Origin of the sequence: Herbiconiux sp. L3-i23 (assembly GCF_023734115.1) — a bacterium.
Classification (GTDB): Bacteria; Actinomycetota; Actinomycetes; order Actinomycetales; family Microbacteriaceae; genus Naasia.
The window spans coordinates 2472585-2491132 of the sequence record NZ_AP025737.1; the positions used below are offsets into that span (position 1 = coordinate 2472585).

Below are 18548 nucleotides of genomic sequence, written 5' to 3' on the forward strand. Positions count from 1 at the left end.
ACTCGCACCAGGAGCCCCGCGGAGGCGACGGAACGACGCACACCGATAGGCGTCGCGAGAACAGCGCCGGACGGCGACCCGCCACCCGACTCGGGTGGCACCTGATCAGTTGAGGAGATGCTTTGTCTCAGGAAACCCCCACGACCTGGCTGACCCAGGAGGCGTTCGACCGCCTCACCGCCGAGCTCGAGCACCTCTCGGGCGAGGGCCGCACCGAGATCGCGAAGAAGATCGAGGCGGCGCGCGAAGAGGGCGACCTCAAGGAGAACGGCGGCTACCACGCCGCCAAGGAGGAGCAGGGCAAGATCGAGGCGCGCATCCGCCAGCTCACCCAGCTCCTGCGCACCGCCGAGGTCGGGCAGGCCGAGGCGAGCGACGTCGTCGGTCTCGGCACCGTCGTGACCGCGGTGATCGCGGGCGACGAGAGCGTCTTCCTCGTCGGCAACCGCGAGATCGCGGGCGACAGCGACCTCGACGTCTACAGCGAGCAGAGCCCGCTCGGCCAGGCGATCCTCGGTCAGAAGGTCGGCTCGAAGACGAGCTACACCGCACCGAACGGCCGCGACATCACCGTCGAGGTCACGAAGGTCGAGCCCTACCAGGCCTGAGCAGCCGGAGTTCCGACCGACCGCACGATCGTCGGCGGTCGTTCACCTTCTTCATAGCGTTCGTCGATACCGTCGTCGGGTGGGATCCAGAACCCTCGCCCGACTGGGCGCCGGTCTTGCCGCCGGTGCGCTCGCTGCTGCCGCCGCACTGACGACCGTCTCGCCCGCGTGGGCCTCGGCGCCCGTCGACTTCGCCGGCTCCGACATCGTCGACTCGGTCGGCGCCATCAGTGGCGACGAGTCGCGTGTACAGGATGCCCTCGACGAGCTGCAGCAGACGACCGGCGTCACCCTGCTCGTCGCCTTCATCGACGAGCCGTCCGACCCGTCGGACTTCGACGCCTGGTTCGACGAGACCGCCGCGAGCAACGGGCTCGGCGCGCGCAACGGGCTGTTCGTCGTCGCTGTCGATGCGCGCGAGTACCGCTTCCAAATCGGCACCGGAGTCGACATCGATGAGAGCGGCTTCGCGTCCATCGAGAACGATCGGGTCATCCCCGCGCTCGGGCAGGACCAATGGGCCGACGCGGCGATCGGTGCTGCAGAAGGCATCGCCGACGAACTCGGCTCCCCGCTCTCGAGCGATGAGGAGGCCGCGGCGGCCGCGTTCAGCTGGGTGCCCGCCGTGCTCATCATCGGCGGGTTCATCGCCCTCGTCATCGTCGTCGTCCTGATCATCCGCGCCCGCAACCGGTCCCGGTCGCGGGCGAAGGCCGCCGAGGAGGCGCGTCGCCTCGACGTCGAGGCGGGCGGGATGCTCGTCGCCCTCGACGACGCGGTCGAGAAGAGCGAGCAGGAGCTCGGTTTCGCCATCGCCGAGTTCGGCGACGAGCAGGCGAAACCGTTCCGAGCCGCGCTCGACGGCGCGAAGGCGAAGCTGCGGCAGGCATTCACCCTGCGTCAACAGCTCGACGACGTCCATCCCGACTCCGACGACGAGCGCCGGGCGTGGACGAACCAGATCATCGAACTGTGTCGCGCCGCCGATGCGGAGCTCGACGACCAGTCCGACGCGTTCGCCGCGCTGCGCGAGCAGAGCAGGAACGCACCCGGCGAGATCGACGCCGCCGCTCGCGAGGCGCAGGCCCTCGAGAGCCGACTGGCGGCCGCTCCCCCGATGCTCGCGGCCGTCACCGCCCGCTACTCCCCCGACGCCGTCGTCACCGTAGCGGAAGCTCCCGAACAGACCCGTGCCCTGCTCGACTTCGCGGGCGAGCGCATCGTCGCGGCGCGGTCCGCGCTCGAGGCGGGTACGGCGGGACTCGCGATCGGCGAGGTGCGAGCCGCGCGGAAGTCGCTCACTCAGGCCGCCGCCCTGCTCGACAAGCTGGACAACATCGGCGGTGAGCTGGACGCTGCGGCGCAGCGCATCGACTCCGCCGCCGACTCCCTCCGATCGGACGTCGCCGATTCGACGAGGCTCGCCGACCCCGCCGACTCCGAGACCGCGGCGCGCACGCGGGAGGCCCAGACCCTTCTCGCCGAGCTGACGCCGTCGGGGCCTCGCCGCTCCGATCCGCTCGGCACACTGTCGGTCCTCGCCGAGACCGAACGACGGCTCGATGCCGCCCTCGCACCGGCACGTCAGCGCGAGGAGCAGGTCGCCCGCGCCCGCGCGACACTCGAACGCAGTCTCGCCAGTGCGCGCGGACAGGTCGACTCGGCGGAGTCGTTCATCGGCGCCCGACGCGGTCAGGTCCGCGATGGTGCCCGTGCCCGACTGTCCGAGGCGAAACGGCACCTCGCCGAGGCATCGATGCTCGCGGCCGCCGATCCCGTCGCGGCGCTCGACGAGGCAGGATCCGCCGCGACCCTCGCCACCAGTGCGATGAACCTCGCGCGCAGCGACGTCACCGACCAGTACTCGGCCGGCTACCCCGGCGGCGGTTACAACACCGGCTCGTACGGCCGTGGCGGATCCTCAGGCGGGGACCTTGCCGGTGCCATCCTCGGCGGCATCATCGGCGGCATGCTCTCCGGCGGCGGACGTTCGAGCGGCGGCTTCGGCGGCGGCGGTTTCGGCGGAGGCTTCGGAGGCGGCGGCGGACGCAGCGGCGGCTTCGGCGGCGGGCGCAGCGGCGGTGGCCGCAGCGGCGGCTTCGGCGGTGGACGGCGTGGAGGCGGCCGGTTCTGACCCGGCACGACAACGACACTCGGATCCAGACGTGCAACACCCAGTGAAAGGTAGGAAGTCAATGACTCAGAAGCAGTCCATCTTCGGCCGTATCGCCCAGCTGGCGAAGGCCAACATCAACGCGCTCCTCGACCAGGCCGAGGACCCTCAGCTCATGCTCGATCAGCTGGTCCGCGACTACTCGAACAGCATCTCCGAGGCGGAGAGCGCCATCGCTCAGACGATCGGGAACCTGCGGTTGCTCGAGGACGACTACCGCGAGGACGTCGACAACGCTCGCGAGTGGGGCCAGAAGGCTCTCGCGGCGAGCCGCAAGGCCGACGAGCTGCGCGCGGCCGGCAACAGCGGCGACGCCGACAAGTTCGACGCGCTCGCCAAGGTCGCGCTGGGTCGCCAGCTGCAGTCCGAAAGCGAGGCGAAGGGGGCCGAGCCGACGATCGCGTCGCAGACCGAGGTCGTCGACAAGCTGAAGTCGGGCCTCGACAAGATGCGCGAGAAGCTCAACCAGCTGTCGGCGAAGCGTGACGAACTGAACGCCCGCCAGAAGACCGCGCAGGCGCAGTCGCAGGTGCACGATGCCCTGAAGAGTATCGACATCATGGACCCGACCAGCGAGGTGAGCCGCTTCGAGGACAAGATCCGTCGCGAGGAGGCGAAGGTGCGCGGCCAGCAGGAGCTCGCCGCGTCGAGCCTCGACGCCCAGTTCGAGAGCCTCGAGGACATCGGTGAGCAGACCGAGATCGAGGCCCGCCTCGCTGCCCTGAAGTCCGGCGGCACCGCCGCAATCACCTCGTAGGGCTACTCCGGCGCGGCGGCGCTCTGGTCTCGATGCGCTTCGCTTACTCGACCCGTTTCGATACGCTCCTCCGTCGCTACTCAACGACCGGGTTGGGTCCCGCTCGTTGAGCGCAGCGATACGAAGGACACGGCTCCCGATTCCGGTCGTTGAGTAGGCGCGCCAGCGCCGTATCAAGACGGCTCGAGTAAGCGAGGAACGAGCGTATCGAGAGCGCACGCGCTGTGGTCTCGATGCGCTTCGCTTACTCGACCCGTCTCGATACGCTCCTTCGTCGCTACTCGACGACCGGTGGAAAGCCCGCCCGTTGAGTGCAGCGATACGAAGGGCACGGTCTCATACCGGTCGTCGAGTAGGCGAAGCGCACCGAGACGGCTCGAGTAGCGAGGAACGAGCGTACCGAGAGCACCGTTGCGGACCTCGGAGCTGTGGTCTCGATGCGCTTCGCTTACTCGACCCGTTTCGATACGCTTCTTCGTCGCTACTCAACGACCGGGTTGGGTCCCGCTCGTTGAGCGCAGCGATACGGAGGGCACCAGCGGACTCCCGGTCGTTGAGTAGGCGCGCCAGCGCCGTATCAAAACGGCTCGAGTAGCGAGGAACGAGCGTATCGAGAGCGCAGTTTCGGACGTCGGAGCTGTGGTCTCGATGCGCTTCGCTTACTCGACCCGTTTCGATACGCTTCTTCGTCGCTACTCAACGACCGGGTTGGGTCCCGCTCGTTGAGCGCAGCGATACGGAGGGCACCAGCGGACTCCCGGTCGTTGAGTAGGCGCGCCAGCGCCGTATCAAAACGGCTCGAGTAGCGAGGAACGAGCGTATCGAGAGCGCAGTTTCGGGCGTCGGAGCTGTGGTCTCGATGCGCTTCGCTTACTCGACCCGTCTCGATACGCTCCTCCGTCGCTACTCGACGACCGGGATACCGCCCCGCTCGTTGAGCGAAGCGATACGAAAGACACGACGCCTGCTCCGGTCGTCGAGTAGGGTCGCCAGGCCCGTATCGAGACGGCTCGAGTAGCGCGGGACGAGCGTAACGAGAGCGCAGTTCGGTTAGTGGCCGGTGCGGGGGTCGTAGCCCTCGGCGCGGAGGCGGTCGATGACCTGCTGCGCGTGCTCGTGTCCGCGGGTCTCGACACTGATCTCGATCTCGACCTCGGTGATCTGCAGGCCCTGACCGTGCCGAGTGTGCAGCACCTCGACGACGTTGGCTCCGGCATCGGCGATGAGCGTCGAGATGATCGCCAGCTGGCCGGGGCGGTCGGGCAGGCCGATGCGGAGGCTGAGGTACCGGTCCCCCGCCGCGAGGCCACGGCTGATGACCCGCTCCATCATGAGCGGGTCGATGTTGCCGCCCGACAGCACCACGACGGTGTTGCCGAGGTTCTCCGGAAGCCGCCCGGCGAGGATCGCGGCGACACCGACGGCGCCCGCCGGTTCGACGACCAGCTTGGCGCGTTCGAGCAGCACCACGAGGGCCTGCGCCGTCTCGTCGTCGGTGACGGTGACGACCTCGTCGACCGCGTCGCGGATGATCGCGAAGTTCAGGATGCCGGGCTTCGCGACCGCGATGCCGTCGGCGATCGTCGGCCGGGTCTCGATGACGGTCGGCTCCCCCGAGGTGAGCGACGGCGGGTATGCGGCCGCGTTCTCGGCCTGCACCCCGATGACGCGGATGTCGCGCCCGTACTCCGCCGCCTGTTGACGGATCGCGCTCGCGAGTCCCGCGATGAGTCCGCCGCCACCGATCGGGACGACGACCGTGTCCACATCGGGCCGCTGCTCGAGGATCTCGAGCCCCAGGGTGCCCTGACCGGTCACCACGTCGGGGTGGTCGAACGGCGGGATCAGCACCGCGCCGGTCTCCTCGGCGTACTCGGCGGCCGCGCGCAGCGGCTCCTCGACGGTGAGACCCTGAAGGCGCACCTCGGCGCCGTAGTTCTTGGTGGCCTGCAGCTTCGGCAGCGGGACGCCGATCGGCATGAAGATCGTCGCCTTGATGCCGAGCTCGCGGGCCGCGAACGCGACTCCCTGCGCGTGATTGCCGGCGGACGCGGCGACGACGCCGCGGGAGCGCTCCTCGGAGGTCAGCTTCGACAGGCGGTTGTAGGCGCCGCGGATCTTATACGACCCCGTTCGCTGCAGGTTCTCGCACTTCAGATAGACGGGGCTGCCGAGCACATCGGCGAGATACCGCGAACTCTCGAGCGGGGTGACTTCCGCCGCCGAGGCGACCACCTCGCGTGCCGCGACGAACTCGGCGAGAGTCGGGCCGGCGAACGCGGGCGCGCGCGTCGTGGCAGCGGTGTCAGTCATTCTCGTACGACGTCCTTGAGCGTGGGATTCGGGTTGGTCCTCCACCGGCCTTCGACGATGTACTTGATCATCACGTTGGCGACGGCGACAACGGGCACCGCGAACAGAGTCCCGGGGATGCCCGCCAGTATTGCACCGCTTCCGACCGCCAGCACAACCGCGAGCGGGTGCACCTTCACGGCGGTGCCCATGATGAGCGGCTGCAGCACATGACCCTCGATCTGCTGCACGAGCAGGACGACGCCGAGCATGATGACGGCGGGCCAGAGGCCGTTGTAGACGAGGGCGATGAAGACGGCGAGCGCGCCGGTCACCACTGCACCGAGCACGGGCACGAACGAGCCGAGGAAGACGAGCACGGCGATGGGGATCGCGAGCGGCACCTGCAGGATGAAGGCGCCGAGGCCGATGCCGACCGCGTCGATGAATGCGACGAGGATCTGGACGCGCACGAAGTTGCCGAGGGTCAGCCACCCGGCCTGCCCTGCGCCGTCGACCGCGGTGCGGGCGCGCCTCGGGAAGAGGCGCACGATCCACCGCCAGATACCGCGGCCGTCGATCAGCAGGAAGAGGGTGGCGAACAGGGTGAGCAGCACCCCGGTCAGCACGTGGCCGAGCGTCGAGCCGACGGACAGCGCCCCGGAGACGACGACCTGGCTGTCCTGCTGGATCGCCGCGACGATCGACTGCACCCAGTCGTTGATCTGCCCCTCGGTGAGGTGCAGGGGCGAGTCGAGCAGGTACTGCTTCAACTGGTCGTACGACTCGATGGTCTGCTGCCGCAGGTCGTCGAAGCCGCGGATCACCTGGGTGACGACGAGCCAGACGAGCGCGGTGACGGCGGCGATGGTGCCGAGCTCGGCGATCGCGATGGCGAGCCACTTCGGCCAGCGGTGCCGGACGAGGAAATTCACGAGCGGCACGAGCAGCGCCGCGAAGAGCATCGCGATGAGCAGCGGGATGACGATGAGCCGGAGCTGCACGATCAGGAAGGTGACGATCGCGAGCACCCCGGCGATGGCGAGGATCCGCCACGACCACGCCCCCGCGATGCGCACCCCGTCGGGAAGGGTGTCGGGCGGCACCTCACCGGTCGGCTCGTCCGGGGTATCTCCGGAGCGGCCGACCCTGCCTCTGCCTCTCAGCACCATCGGCTCAGTTTAGGAGCAGCGACTGTGCGCGGTGCCCGACCGTTACGCGGGGCGCACCGCCACAGGGGTGCCGCGCAGCGCGACCCGCACCGACTCCCCGACCGCGGGCGACACGGCGACGTCGTGCTGCACCACCAGTTCGACCCCGCCGACCACCGCGACGGTCGTCCGCCGCGACGATCCGAGGAAGCTGCTCGCGACGACGGTACCGTTCCAGCCGGTCGAGCCGAGCAGCAGATCCTCGGGTCGGACGCTCGCGAGCACGGGCCCGTTCGGCTCGGTGGGGTCGATGAGCGGCAGGGTCTCGCCCAGCAGTTCGACCCGGCCGCCGTCGACGATGCCGGGGATGCGGTTGCTGGTGCCCACGAAGTCGGCGACGAACGCGGTCGCCGGCCGCGAGTACAGCTCTTCCGGGGCACCGAGCTGCTCGATGCGGCCCGCGTTCATGACGGCGACCCGGTCGGCGACGGCGAGCGCCTCCTCCTGGTCGTGGGTGACGAAGAGGGTGGTGATGCCGAGCTCGAGCTGGATGAGGCGGATCTGTTCGCGCAGCTGCACGCGCACCTTCGCGTCGAGCGCCGACAGCGGTTCGTCGAGCAGGAGCACGCGGGGACGGGTCACCAGGGCGCGGGCGAGAGCGACGCGCTGCTGCTGCCCGCCCGAGAGCTGGTGCGCGAACCGCTCCCCCTTGTCGCCGAGGCCGACCAGTTCGAGCGCCTCGAGCGCGCGCTGACGTCGCTCGGCCGAGGCGACCTTGCGCATCCGCAGCCCGTACTCGACGTTCGCAATCGAGGTCATGTGCGGGAACAGCGAGTACGACTGGAAGACCATGCCCATGTCGCGCTTGTTCGTGGGGATGCGCGCCACATCGTCGCCGTCGATGAGGATCTCGCCCGAGTCGATGCGCTCGAGCCCGGCGAGGCTGCGCAGCGCGGTCGTCTTGCCGCAGCCGGAGGGGCCGAGCAGGGCGATGAACTCGCCGGGGGCCAGCCGGAGGTCGATCCCGTCGAGCGCACGAGCTGCGCCGTAGGTCTTGACGACGCCGCGCAGCTCGACGGCGGCAGAGCGGCTCTGCGACGGCGCGGCCGAAGGGGTGGGAGTGAGAGTGGTCACGATGTCCTTCGAGAGGTGCGGCCCGCGCCGACGCGGCCGATGACGATGAGGAGGAGGAATGCGAACAGCAGCGCCAGGAGCGTGAAGATCACGGCACCGAACGGATCCTGCTTGCTCACCACGAGCAGCGAGGTCTGCAGGTTGACGCGGCTGAGCAGCGAGGCGAACGTGAACTCGCCGAGCACGACGGCGACGGAGATGAGCGCCGCGGCGAGCACCCCGCGTCGCAGGTTCGGCAGGATCACCCGCAGCAGCGTGGTCACCCACCCCGCGCCGAGCGAGCGCGACGCCTCGGCGAGGGTGGTGACATCGACCGCGTCGAGGTTCGCCTGGATGGCCCGGTAGGAGAACGGCAGCACGAGGACGACGTAGGCGAGCGCCAGGGTCCAGATCCCGGAGCCGAAGGTGCGCGACAGCACCTGGTAGATCGGCGCCAAGCCGACGACGAGCACGATGGCCGGCACCGAGATCGGCAGCAGGCAGAGGAACTCCATGATCGGGCGCACTTTCGGGAAGCGCAGCCGCACGAGCACCATGGTCGGCACGAGAAGCAGCAGCATCACGAGCACCGTGACAAGAGCGAGCACGAGCGAGTTGCCGAGGCCGCGGAAGACCGGCGTGTAGGCGCGCGCCTCCTCCGGGTCGAAGAGCGCGAGCCAGCGGTCGAGGGTGAGACCGCCCTCGAGGCCGCCGCGGAGGGTGAAGGCGATCATCCCGACGATCGGGATGGCGAAGACCAGGCCGACGAGGCCGAGGATGGCGATGCGGGTGACGCGCGAGGGGTTCATCGCTGCCACCTCGACGCCCGGCGCTGCAGCACGGCGTAGAGCGACATGACGATCGCCATGATGACGATCATCCCGAGCGCGAGTGCGCCCGCGAGGTTCGCCCGGCCGAGCAGGACCTCGCTCGACAGGGCTCCACGGATCTGCAACGGCACGATCGGCGATCCCTGGCTGATCAGCGCGGCGGCGGTGCCGTAAGCCGAGAAGGCGTTCGCGAAGAGCAGCAGCAGGCTGCCGAAGAACGACGGGGCGAGGACGGGCATGCCGATCTTCGTCCAGAAGGCGAGACGGGATCCGCCGAGCGTCGCGTTGGCCTCGGCCCACTGCGGCTTCAGCGCCTCGAGAGCGGGGAGGAACGTGATGATCATGAGCGGAATCTGGAAGTACAGGTACGGCAGCACGAGGCCCGGCAGGTCGTAGAGCCAGATGCCGCCCTCGTAGATGTCGAGGCCAGCGTCCCGCAGCAGCAGGGTGAGCACGCCCTGGGCGCCGATGACGGCGATGAAGGCGAAGGCGAGCATGACGCCCGCGAACTGCGCGAGGACACCGGATGCGGCGTCGACGAACGAGCGCAGCGCGCCGGCGGGTCGGGTGCCGACCAGTGCGTAGCAGACGAGGGCGCCGACGATGGCGCCGACGACGGCGGTGACGGCCGAGAGGAGGAGGGTATTCGAGAAGGTTTGGACGATGACCGGGTCACCGAGCGCCGCGACGTTGTCGAAGGTGAAGGCGCCCTCGGCGTCGAAGAACCCGGTGCCGACCGCCAGCAGGGTCGGCAGGGCGAGGAAGATGACCACGTAGGCGCCGAACGGCAGCAGGCCGAGGCTCGCGAGCCAGCCGCGGTTCTTGCGCGAAGCGGGAACGTCCCCGGAGGCGGGGACGTGTGCGGGCGACCCCGAGACGGGGGCGCTCACTGTGAGCACCCCCGCCGCGGTCGCGTCGGTGTTCGACGTCACTTCGTTACTGACCGGCTCGTTACTGAACGGCCGAGGCCCAGTTCTCGCCGAGCAGCGTTGCGGCCGCCTCGGACTGCTCCTGGGTGGGGACGACGGTCTCCTCGGGAACCTCGGGGAGCGCGTCGTAGAGGTCGGAGTCGATCGTGCCGGCCTCGACCATGGCCTCGGCGCGGACGGGACGGGCGCCACCCTTCAGCCAGAGGTTCTGCACCTCATCGCTGTAGAGGAACTCCTGCCAGAGACGCGCGGCCGCGGGGTGCGGGGCGTTCTTGTTGATGGCCTGGTTGTAGTAGCCGGCGTAACCGGTGCCGGGCAGGACCACGACCTCCCAGTTGCGCTGACCCTCGAGCTCGGCCGTGAGACCGGCGTTCAGGTAGTCCCAGTCGAACACGACGGGGGTCTCACCCGAGGTGATCGTCGAGGTGTCGGGGTCGACCTTCAGGAAGTTGCCCGCGGCGTTCAGCTCGCTGAAGAAGTCGATTCCGGGCTGGAAGTCGTCGACCGATCCACCGTTCTGCACCGACGCGAGGCCGACGGCTGCGAAGGCGGAGCCGGCCTGGGTCGGGTCGCCGTTCAGCGCGACCTTGCCCGCGTACTCGGCGCCGAGGAGGTCCTCGAGCGACTCGGGGGCCGGCACGGCGTCGGGGTCGTAGCCGATCGACATGTAGCCGCCGTAGTCGCCGACCCAGAGGCCCGACTGCTCCTTGAGGGCGTCGGGGATGTCGTCCCAGGTCTCTACCTGGTACGGCGCGAACATGTCGGTGTTGGCGAGCGCGACGGCGGCGCCGAGGTCGAACACGTCGGGCGCGGTGTCCTGGCCCTCGAGGTTGGTGGCGGCGTCGATCTCGTCCTGGCTCGACCCGTCGGGGTTCGCCTCGTTGATGGTGATCTCGGGGTACTTCTCGGCGAACAGGTCGAGGATCTCGCCGTAGTTCGCCCAGTTGCGGGGCAGCGCGATGACGTTGAGCGCGCCTTCGGCCTTGGCGGCCTCTTCGAGGGCGGCCATGTCGCCGAAGTCGGCGAGGCTGGTGGCCGTCGCCGCGGCGGTTCCGTCGGTGCCTTCGGCCGGGGTCGCCGAGCAGCCGGCGAGGGTCAGGCCGGCGACACCGAGGACGGCGAGAGAAGCGAGCGCGGTGCGCATGCTCTTCACGGGGTTCTCCATTCTTGGCCGGCGGCTGCCCGTGCTGTGGTCGGGACGCGAACCACCGGCGGACCGAACGTAGGACCGCTCCGCTACGGCAGAGCGACGGAGAGGTGAACACCGGGTGCACGCTGGCGGAGCACTCGAGGCGGGGCGTCAGGGAGCGGTGTCGGGCGTCGGGTCTAGTGTCGAGCGCGATGGCGACCGCAGCGGTGGAGACGATGACGGCGGCTGCCGCGCGGCGCACCGCGCTCGCGGCGCAGGGCTTCGGCAGGCCCTCCGTGCCGCATCCGGGCACCCGTCAACTGAACGGGCTCATCGACCGACTGGGGCTGCTGCAGATCGACTCGGTCAACGTGTTCGAGCGCAGCCACTACCTGCCGGTCTTCGCCCGTCTCGGCGCGTACGACCGCTCCCTGCTCGACCGTCAGCTGTTCTCTCCTCCCGGGCGGTACGTCGAGTACCTCGCCCACGTCGCCTGCTTCGTGCCGGTCACGAGCTGGCCGCTGTTCCGGTGGCGCATGGAGCAGTACCGCGAGAAGCACACGGCGACCGACCCGTGGGTCGCCGCGAACGGGGACATGCTCGACTGGCTGCGCGCCGAACTCGCCGCGAACGGGCCGATGGCGGCCAGCGAGATCGAGCACGACGCGAACAAGCGCCGCGGGCCCTGGTGGGGCTGGAGCGACGTGAAGGAAGGGCTCGAGTACCTCTTCTGGTGGGGCGAGGTCGTCTCCGCCGGCCGCACGCGGTTCGAGCGACGGTACGGACTGGCCGAACAGGTGCTGCCCGCAGACATCCTCGAAGTCGACATCCCCCGCGAGGACGCGTTCCGCGAACTGCTCCGCCGCGCGGCGATCGCCCACGGCGTCGGCACCGCGAAAGACCTCGCCGACTACTACCGGCTCAAGGGTCCGGCCGTGAAGACGGCGCTGCGCGAACTCGAAGACAGCGGCGAGCTGATCCCGATCGCGGTGAAGGGCTGGGAACGCGGCGGCAAGCCGCTCGAAGCCTGGCGTCACCGCGACGCTCGCGTACCTCGACGCATCGAGTCCGCTGCGCTGCTGTCCCCGTTCGATCCCGTGGTCTGGGAGCGCGACCGCACCGAGCGGATGTTCGGGTTCCGGTACCGCATCGAGATCTACACGCCCGAGCCGAAGCGCGAGTACGGCTACTACGTGCTGCCCGTGCTGATCGACGACGAGCTCGTCGCCCGGGTCGACCTGAAGAGCGACCGTCAGGCGGGGGTGCTGCGAGTCCAGTCGGCGTGGAGCGAGAACGGTGCCGCCGAACAGCATGTGGAGCGCATCGCCGCCCTCCTCGCCTCGGCGGCCGAGTGGCAGGGACTCGACCGTGTCGAGGTGATGGGCCGCGGCACTCTCGCCCCGACCCTGGCGACTGTCATCTCCCCCGCCGCCCGCCCCGCGCAGCGATACGAAGGAGCGGTGCCCCCTTCGTATCGCTTCGCGGGGCGGGGCGGCTCGGGCGGGGCTGCTAGAACTCGCCGCCGATCCGGGTGAGGCGCTTGATGCGGTCGGCGAGCGGCGGGTGGGTGGCGAAGAGGCGGGCGACGACACCGGGTTTCATCGGGTCGGCGATCCACAGGTGCGCCATAGACGAGTTCTGCCGCCGCATCGGGCGACCGTACTCCCCCAGCTTCTGCAGCGCGCTCGCCAACGCCTCGGGGTGACGGGTCGTCAGCGCGCCCGTCGCGTCCGCGAGGTACTCGCGCTGACGTGACACCGCCAGCTGCACCAGGCTCGCGACGAGCGGCGCGACGATCATCGCCGCCAGCCCGAAGATGAGCACGATCGGGTTGCTGTTGTTGTTGCGGTTGCCGCCGAAGAACGCCATCCGGGCGAGGAGGTCGGAGAGGATTCCGACCGCGACGACGAGCCCGTAGACGACCATCGAGACCCGGATGTCGTAGTTGCGAACGTGCCCGAGCTCGTGCGCCATGACGCCCTCGAGCTCGGCGTCGTCCATGATGTCGAGCAGCCCGGTGGTCGCCGCGACCGACGCGTGCTTCGGGTCGCGGCCCGTCGCGAACGCGTTGGGGGCCGGATCGTTGACCACATAGACCTTCGGCATCGGGGTTCCCGTGGTGATCGACAGGTTCTCGACGATGCGCCAGAGGCGCGGGTTGTCCGACTTCTGGATCGGCACCGCTCCCGCCATCGACAGCGCTTCACTGCTGGCGAGGAAGTACTGGAACGCCGCGAAGCCGATGGCACCGAGCACGACGAGGATCGCGATCGAGTAGTCGCCGGGGCGCCCGTAGATGTACTGCGCGAGCAGCCCGAGTCCACCGATCAGAACGATGAAGAACAGCAGGATGAAGACCGTGTTGCGTTTGTTCTTCGCGATCGCGCTGTACATGAGTGGATTCTATTGAGGCCGTTCACCAGGGCCGGCCGCCCCCACCGACAAGCGACTCGCCCACTTCACCCCGTCTCGGCGGGCCGGGACGGGGTGAAGTGGGCGAGTGAGGTGTTAGAACTGGACGCGGGGAGGCTCGGCGATGGCGGCCGGCTCGGAGACCTCGAAGAACTCGCGCTCGGTGAAGCCGAGGCTCTTCGCGAACAGGTTGTTCGGGAACACCTTGATCTTCGTGTTCAGCTCGCGGACGCCGCCGTTGTAGAAGCGGCGGGCGGCCTGGATCTTGTCCTCGGTGTCGACCAGCTCGCTCTGCAGCTGGAGGAAGTTCTGGCTCGCCTGCAGCTGCGGGTACGCCTCGGCGACCGCGAAGACGCTCTTCAGCGCGGCCTGCATGTGGTCCTCGGCGACGGAGGCCTGACCGGGGGTCGTCGCGGACAGCGTCTCGGCTCGCGCGGCGGTCACCGCCTCGAACACCCCGCGCTCGTGCGTGGCGTAACCCTTGACCGTCTCGATGAGGTTCGGGATGAGGTCGGCGCGACGCTTCAGCTGCACCGTGATGTCGCTCCACGCCTCGTCGACGCGGACGCCCAGCGTGACGAGCGAGTTGTAGGTCGCCCACAGGTAGATACCTGCGATGACGACGAGCGCGACGACGATGAGGATCGGAATGAGGATCTCCATGGCGTCATCCTAGCCAAGGGACCCTCAGCGACGATCTGCGTCCCACCGCTCTCCCAGAACGTTCCTGGTTTGCGGTGCGCGGCGGTCAGCTGCCGAGAACCTGCTCAAGGTAAGGGTTCGAGAAGATCCGCTGCGGGTCGAGCCGATCGCGCAGCGCGGCGAACTCCTCGAACCGCGGATAGCTCGGCTGCAGCACCTCGGCGGTGAGCGTGTGGTACTTGCCCCAGTGCGGCCGTCCGCCGAGCGCGACGCAGACCTCTTCGACCGCCGCGAAGTACTCGGCGTACGGCTCGCGGAAGTAGCGGTGCACGGCCAGGTAGCCGGTGGCGCGGCCGTTCGCGGGTGACATCCAGATGTCGTCTCCGGCCGAGAACCGGATCTCGAGCGGGAAGGAGATCCGGAAGCCGCGACGGTCGATGACGTCGCGGACCCGCTCCAGCGCCTCGGCCAGGTTCTCGGCGGGCAGCGCGTACTCCTGTTCGACGAAGCGGACGGTGCGCCGGGCGACGAACACCCGGTGGGACCGGTCGGAGTACTCCCGCTGCGCGACGGCGGAGCTCGTGAGGCGGTTCATGGTCGGCACGAGTTGCGGCGCGAGTGCACCCAGCCGGCAGAGCGCGCCGTAGACGGTGTTGCCGAGGAACTCGTCGTCGAACCAGCGCCGCGCGTCGGACGGCGGCCGCACGGTCGAGTGCCCGGGGAGGCGCGTGTTGGTCTTCACCAGGGCGCGTTCGGTATGCGGGAACCAGTAGATGTCGAGGTGGTCCGACTGCAGCGATCGCTCGTGCAGGGCGGGGATCAGCGTCGCCAGCGGCTCGTTCTGCTCTCGCGCGAGGAGGACGAATGCGGGGACGCACTGCAGCGTGACCTCGACGACGATGCCGAGGGCGCCGAGCCCGACGGCGACGGCGTGCAGCAGCTCGGGGTCGGTGCGGCGATCGGCGGTGAGCAGCTCGCCGTCGCCGGTGACGAGGGTCAAGGCCACGACCTGGGTGGCGAGCGCACCGAAACCCGAACCGCTTCCGTGCGTTCCGGTCGAGATAGCCCCCGCGATGCTCTGCTCGTCGATGTCGCCGAGATTCTCCATGGCCAACCCGTGCGGCGCGAGGAGGGCGGGGATCTCCCGCAGCCTCGTTCCTGCGGCGAAGGTGGCCGTGCCCGTCGCCGTGTCGACGGCGAGGAGGCCGCGCAGGTTCTCGAGGTCGACCTGGACGTCGACGGGGACGGCGATGGCGCTGAAGCTGTGACCGGCGCCGATGGGCTTGACCCGGCGCCCCTCGGCGGCGGCGCGGACGACCAGCTCCGACACCTCGGCGATGCTCGAGGGCGTCACGACGCTCGACGCGACGGCTCGCTGATTGCGGGCCCAGTTGGCCCACGGCCGGTCGACCGGCGCCGCGCTCGCTCTCGCCGTCACAGGAACATCTTCCTCTCGCCGCGGTAGGTCGGAACGGTTGCGACGACCACCCCGTCGTCGACGATGCCGAATTCGGTGAGGTGCTCGCCGAGTTCACCGGACTTCGCGTGACGGAACCACACCCGGTCGCCGAGCGCCATCGACCTGGCCGCGGGACCGGCGAGCGGTGTCTGCACTTCACCGGCCTGCTCGTGTCGGGCGTACTCGAGGCCTTCGGGCCAGACCACTCGGGGAAGCCGGTCGGGACCCGGCGGTCCGGAGGCGATCCAGCCGCCGCCGAGGACGGTCACCCGGTCGACGCTCGGTCTCCTGACCACGTCCAACGCCCACGCGGAGGCAGGGGCCGGTTCGAAGTCGGCGAAGGAGTCGAACGTGTGGCCCGCGAGCAGTCCGCTCCCGGCTCCGATCTCGGTCACCGACGGATCGGTGCTCGTGAGATGGAGCGATCCGGTGCCACCGCCGTTGACGAACTCGAGCGGGGCGACGGCGCGCACCGCCTCGACGGCGGCACCGCGTCGCTCGAGTAGCTCGGCGAACGAGCGCTCCTGCATCGAGCGGATCACCGACGAACGCAGAGCGGCACCCCGCACCCGGTTCTGCAGTCCGGCGATCTGCGACTCGTACGCCATCATCCCGACGAGCACGAAGCCCGCGCGCCCGGCGATGGCGCGCGCGAGCACCCGCGCATCGTCCGGATCGTGCACAGGCGACCGCCACACGCCGAGGCGCCCGAGCGTGTGCGAGCGGAACGACGCGTCGAGCTCGATCGCCACCCGGATGGTGGCTCGCTCTCGCGGCGGCAGCACCGAATCGATGAAGTCGAGGTGGTCGACCGAATCGACCATCAGCGTGACCCGCGAGGCGAGCTCGTCCGACGATCCGAGCACGCGCAGTGCACCGCGATCGGCCGTCGGATAGCCGATGACGACGTCGTCGATGCGTCCCGCCAGCCAGATGCCTTCAGCGAGCGTGTAGGCGAGGACACCGGAGAAACCGGGCAGGGCGAGCACCGCGTCGAGCACGGCCCGGACCCGCACCGATTTCGACGCGACCCGGATGGGTGTGCCGTGGGCGCGGTCGATCATGTCGTACGCGTTGTGGGCGAGCGCCTGATGGTCGATGACACCGAGCGGAGTCTCCAGGTGCGCGGTCGCCGCAGCGAGGCTCGACCAGTACTGCGCCGGCTGCTTCCAGGGCGTGGCCGTCGGCCGGACGAGAGGAGGGATCGAGTCGCGCATCAGCGCACACCTTTCACTCGGGCGACGGCGACCGCGCCGAGCACGGACAGCACGGCGGCGGCGCCGAACACGGCCCCGAACCCGCCGGTGAAGGCGACGAGCCCCGCCCCGATCAGCGGCCCGAACGCCTGTGGCACCGCCATCGCGACGTTCATGATGCCGAGGTCCTTGCCGCGCGACTCCGGGTCGGGCAGCACCTGGGTGGCGAGCGCCTGATCGACGGAGAGGAAGGCGCCGTAGCCGATCCCGAGCAGTGCGGCGGCCACGAACGCGGAGGGCAACGACGGCACCGCGATGAGGATCGCCGCGGCGATGCCCTGGAACACCGCGGCGAGCGCCACGAAGAGCCGTCGGCGTCCGAGACGATCGGACATGGCCCCTCCGATGAAGGTCGCGATGACGAGGAAGACCAGGTAGATGAGGCTGAGCAGCACGAGGTGGTCCTCGGCGTCGCGGTCTCCGAGTCCGTAGAGGAGGAAGTAGAGCAGCAGGGTCGTGCCGAGCGCGTTGCCGAGGTTCACCAGGATGCGTCCGGTGAGCGTGAGTGCGAAGTCGGGATGGGCGACGGGGTCGATCCAAAGCCCAGAGAGGAGCTGTCGGACACCGAGCTTCGCTCGCGGCGCGTCGGCAGGGGTGTCCGGCGTGGTGAGGAGGAACGGCAGGACGAGCAGCACGAGCACCGCCGCGACGGCGAGGTACCCGCTCGTCACTCCCGTGAAGATCTCGGTCACGAGCAGGAGCCCGGCGATGGTGCCGACGGCTTGCGGCCCGCCGATCCAGGCGGAGACGCTCCCCCGGCGCTCGACGGGGATGAGATCGCCGATCAGTGCGGTGAGCGCGGAGGACACGACGCAGAAGCCGGTGAGTGCGACGCACCAGGCGATCCCCACCCCGAGCCGGTCGTGCTGGAGCGCGAGGAGCACGAGGCCGGCGGCGAAGATCAGCGTTCCGACGGCGATCCACGGGCGACGACGCCCGAACCGCGACGTCGTGCGATCGCTGAGGGTCCCGGCGAGCGGGAAGGCGACGAGCGCGCAGAGCCCCGCGGCGCCGGAGATGACACCGAAGTCGACGACGCTGCCGAGCCAGCCGCCGCGCGCGTCGGCGTCCGCGTCGATCTGCAGGGGCAGCAGCAGTTGGATCGGGGTGAGCTGCGCCAGCCATACGCCGAGCCAGGCGACCCCGAAGAGCACCGACCACCTCGTGCCGGTGCGGCGTCCCTCGCTCACGAGACCCGTCATCGCGGGTCCACCGCCATCCGCACGATGGCGGACGTCGCCACCGCTGCCATGCGCTGCGCCGTTTCGAGGTCGCGGGTGGCGAGCCAGGCGAGCGCGATGCCGTCGTTCATGGCGACGACCATCTGGGCGATCTCGCGGGTCGGTCGATCCCAGCGTGCGCCCGTGCCGGCCACCAGCGACTCCGCGGCATCCCAGTACCTCTCGTACTGACGCTTCGCGAGAGGCTCGAGCCCCGGGGTGCGCAGCGCGTGGTGCATGAGCTCGAACAGCGCGAGTTCGGTCGTCGGCGCCTCGATGAGCAGACGGATCGACGCGAGGAACGCCTGGTAGACCCGCTCCTCCAGCGGCACCCCCTGCAACGGCAGGTCGGTCTGCACTGCCAGTTCGCGGGCGAGCGCCCGCTCGATGACTTCGGCGAGCAGCGCGTCACGCGAATCGAAGACGTAGTGGAAGCTCGCGAGAGACATCCCCGCCTCCGCCGTGATCGCGCGGGTCGACGCGGCGCCGACGCCTTCGCGGGCGATCAGCGTCATCGCAGCGTCGAGCAGGGCGCTCTTGCGCTCCGTCGCCGCCATGCGCGCCATCCGCGTCTCCC

Annotated in this window: 16 protein-coding genes; 4 read left to right on the forward strand and 12 right to left on the reverse strand. The window is 69.6% G+C overall.

The features are described from left to right. The first annotated feature begins 122 nt into the window (after nt 1–122). The 3 genes from greA (at nt 123) to NGH83_RS11795 (ending at nt 3538) form a co-directional block, all read left to right on the forward strand. A complete protein-coding gene (greA, locus tag NGH83_RS11785) occupies nt 123–608 on the forward strand; it encodes a transcription elongation factor GreA (protein ID WP_251856440.1) in 486 nt (161 codons plus the stop codon). A gap of 79 nt (nt 609–687) precedes the next feature. Further along, complete coding sequence (locus tag NGH83_RS11790; RefSeq protein WP_251856441.1) at nt 688–2742, forward strand: TPM domain-containing protein; 2055 nt, start codon at nt 688–690, stop codon at nt 2740–2742. A gap of 61 nt (nt 2743–2803) precedes the next feature. Next, complete coding sequence (locus NGH83_RS11795) at nt 2804–3538, forward strand: PspA/IM30 family protein (protein WP_251856442.1); 735 nt, start codon at nt 2804–2806, stop codon at nt 3536–3538. Between the two features lie 1050 nt (nt 3539–4588). Here NGH83_RS11795 and ilvA read toward each other — a convergent pair. The 6 genes from ilvA to NGH83_RS11825 are packed head-to-tail and all read right to left on the reverse strand — an operon-like array spanning nt 4589 to nt 10997. Beyond that, entirely contained in the window at nt 4589–5851 is a 1263-nt protein-coding gene (gene ilvA, locus NGH83_RS11800; protein ID WP_251856443.1) for a threonine ammonia-lyase, read from the reverse strand. Further along, the gene (locus NGH83_RS11805) at nt 5848–7002 is read right to left on the reverse strand and encodes an AI-2E family transporter (RefSeq protein WP_251856444.1); all 1155 of its coding nucleotides are present in this window, start codon (nt 7000–7002) and stop codon (nt 5848–5850) included. Before NGH83_RS11805 ends, ilvA begins: the two co-directional genes overlap by 4 nt. A 42-nt stretch (nt 7003–7044) precedes the next feature. Then, nucleotides 7045–8115 carry an ABC transporter ATP-binding protein gene (locus NGH83_RS11810; protein WP_251856445.1) on the reverse strand — a complete coding sequence of 357 codons (1071 nt, stop codon included), beginning with the start codon at nt 8113–8115 and terminating at the stop codon, nt 7045–7047. After that, nucleotides 8112–8903, reverse strand: coding sequence for an ABC transporter permease (locus tag NGH83_RS11815; RefSeq protein WP_251856446.1), 792 nt, complete (start codon nt 8901–8903; stop codon nt 8112–8114). The genes NGH83_RS11810 and NGH83_RS11815 overlap by 4 nt, the downstream gene beginning before the upstream one ends. After that, nucleotides 8900–9856, reverse strand: a complete 957-nt coding sequence (locus NGH83_RS11820; protein ID WP_371872671.1) for an ABC transporter permease — start codon at nt 9854–9856, stop codon at nt 8900–8902. The genes NGH83_RS11815 and NGH83_RS11820 overlap by 4 nt, the downstream gene beginning before the upstream one ends. Nucleotides 9857–9875: 19 nt before the next feature. Beyond that, entirely contained in the window at nt 9876–10997 is a 1122-nt protein-coding gene (locus tag NGH83_RS11825; protein WP_251858528.1) for an ABC transporter substrate-binding protein, read from the reverse strand. Between the two features lie 197 nt (nt 10998–11194). Here NGH83_RS11825 and NGH83_RS11830 point away from each other — a divergent pair, with 197 nt between their 5' ends. Continuing rightward, nucleotides 11195–12517 (forward strand): winged helix-turn-helix domain-containing protein, encoded by a 1323-nt coding sequence (locus tag NGH83_RS11830; RefSeq protein WP_251856447.1) that lies wholly within the window; start codon nt 11195–11197, stop codon nt 12515–12517. Here the strand turns inward: NGH83_RS11830 and NGH83_RS11835 are convergent. From NGH83_RS11835 to NGH83_RS11860, 6 genes are all read right to left on the reverse strand, one after another. Further along, on the reverse strand, nt 12492–13376 hold the full coding sequence (locus NGH83_RS11835) for a M48 family metalloprotease (RefSeq protein ID WP_251856448.1): 885 nt from the start codon (nt 13374–13376) through the stop codon (nt 12492–12494). The two genes, NGH83_RS11830 and NGH83_RS11835, sit on opposite strands and share 26 nt — an antisense overlap. A 114-nt stretch (nt 13377–13490) precedes the next feature. Further along, entirely contained in the window at nt 13491–14057 is a 567-nt protein-coding gene (locus NGH83_RS11840; protein ID WP_251856449.1) for a LemA family protein, read from the reverse strand. Between the two features lie 85 nt (nt 14058–14142). Further along, entirely contained in the window at nt 14143–15474 is a 1332-nt protein-coding gene (locus NGH83_RS11845; RefSeq protein ID WP_251856450.1) for a D-arabinono-1,4-lactone oxidase, read from the reverse strand. Continuing rightward, entirely contained in the window at nt 15471–16712 is a 1242-nt protein-coding gene (locus tag NGH83_RS11850; RefSeq protein ID WP_251856451.1) for an amino acid deaminase/aldolase, read from the reverse strand. Before NGH83_RS11850 ends, NGH83_RS11845 begins: the two co-directional genes overlap by 4 nt. Further along, a complete protein-coding gene (locus tag NGH83_RS11855) occupies nt 16712–17953 on the reverse strand; it encodes an MFS transporter (RefSeq protein ID WP_251856452.1) in 1242 nt (413 codons plus the stop codon). Before NGH83_RS11855 ends, NGH83_RS11850 begins: the two co-directional genes overlap by 1 nt. Beyond that, the gene (locus NGH83_RS11860; RefSeq protein WP_251856453.1) at nt 17950–18528 is read right to left on the reverse strand and encodes a TetR/AcrR family transcriptional regulator; all 579 of its coding nucleotides are present in this window, start codon (nt 18526–18528) and stop codon (nt 17950–17952) included. The genes NGH83_RS11855 and NGH83_RS11860 overlap by 4 nt, the downstream gene beginning before the upstream one ends. Between the last annotated feature and the right edge of the window lie 20 nt (nt 18529–18548).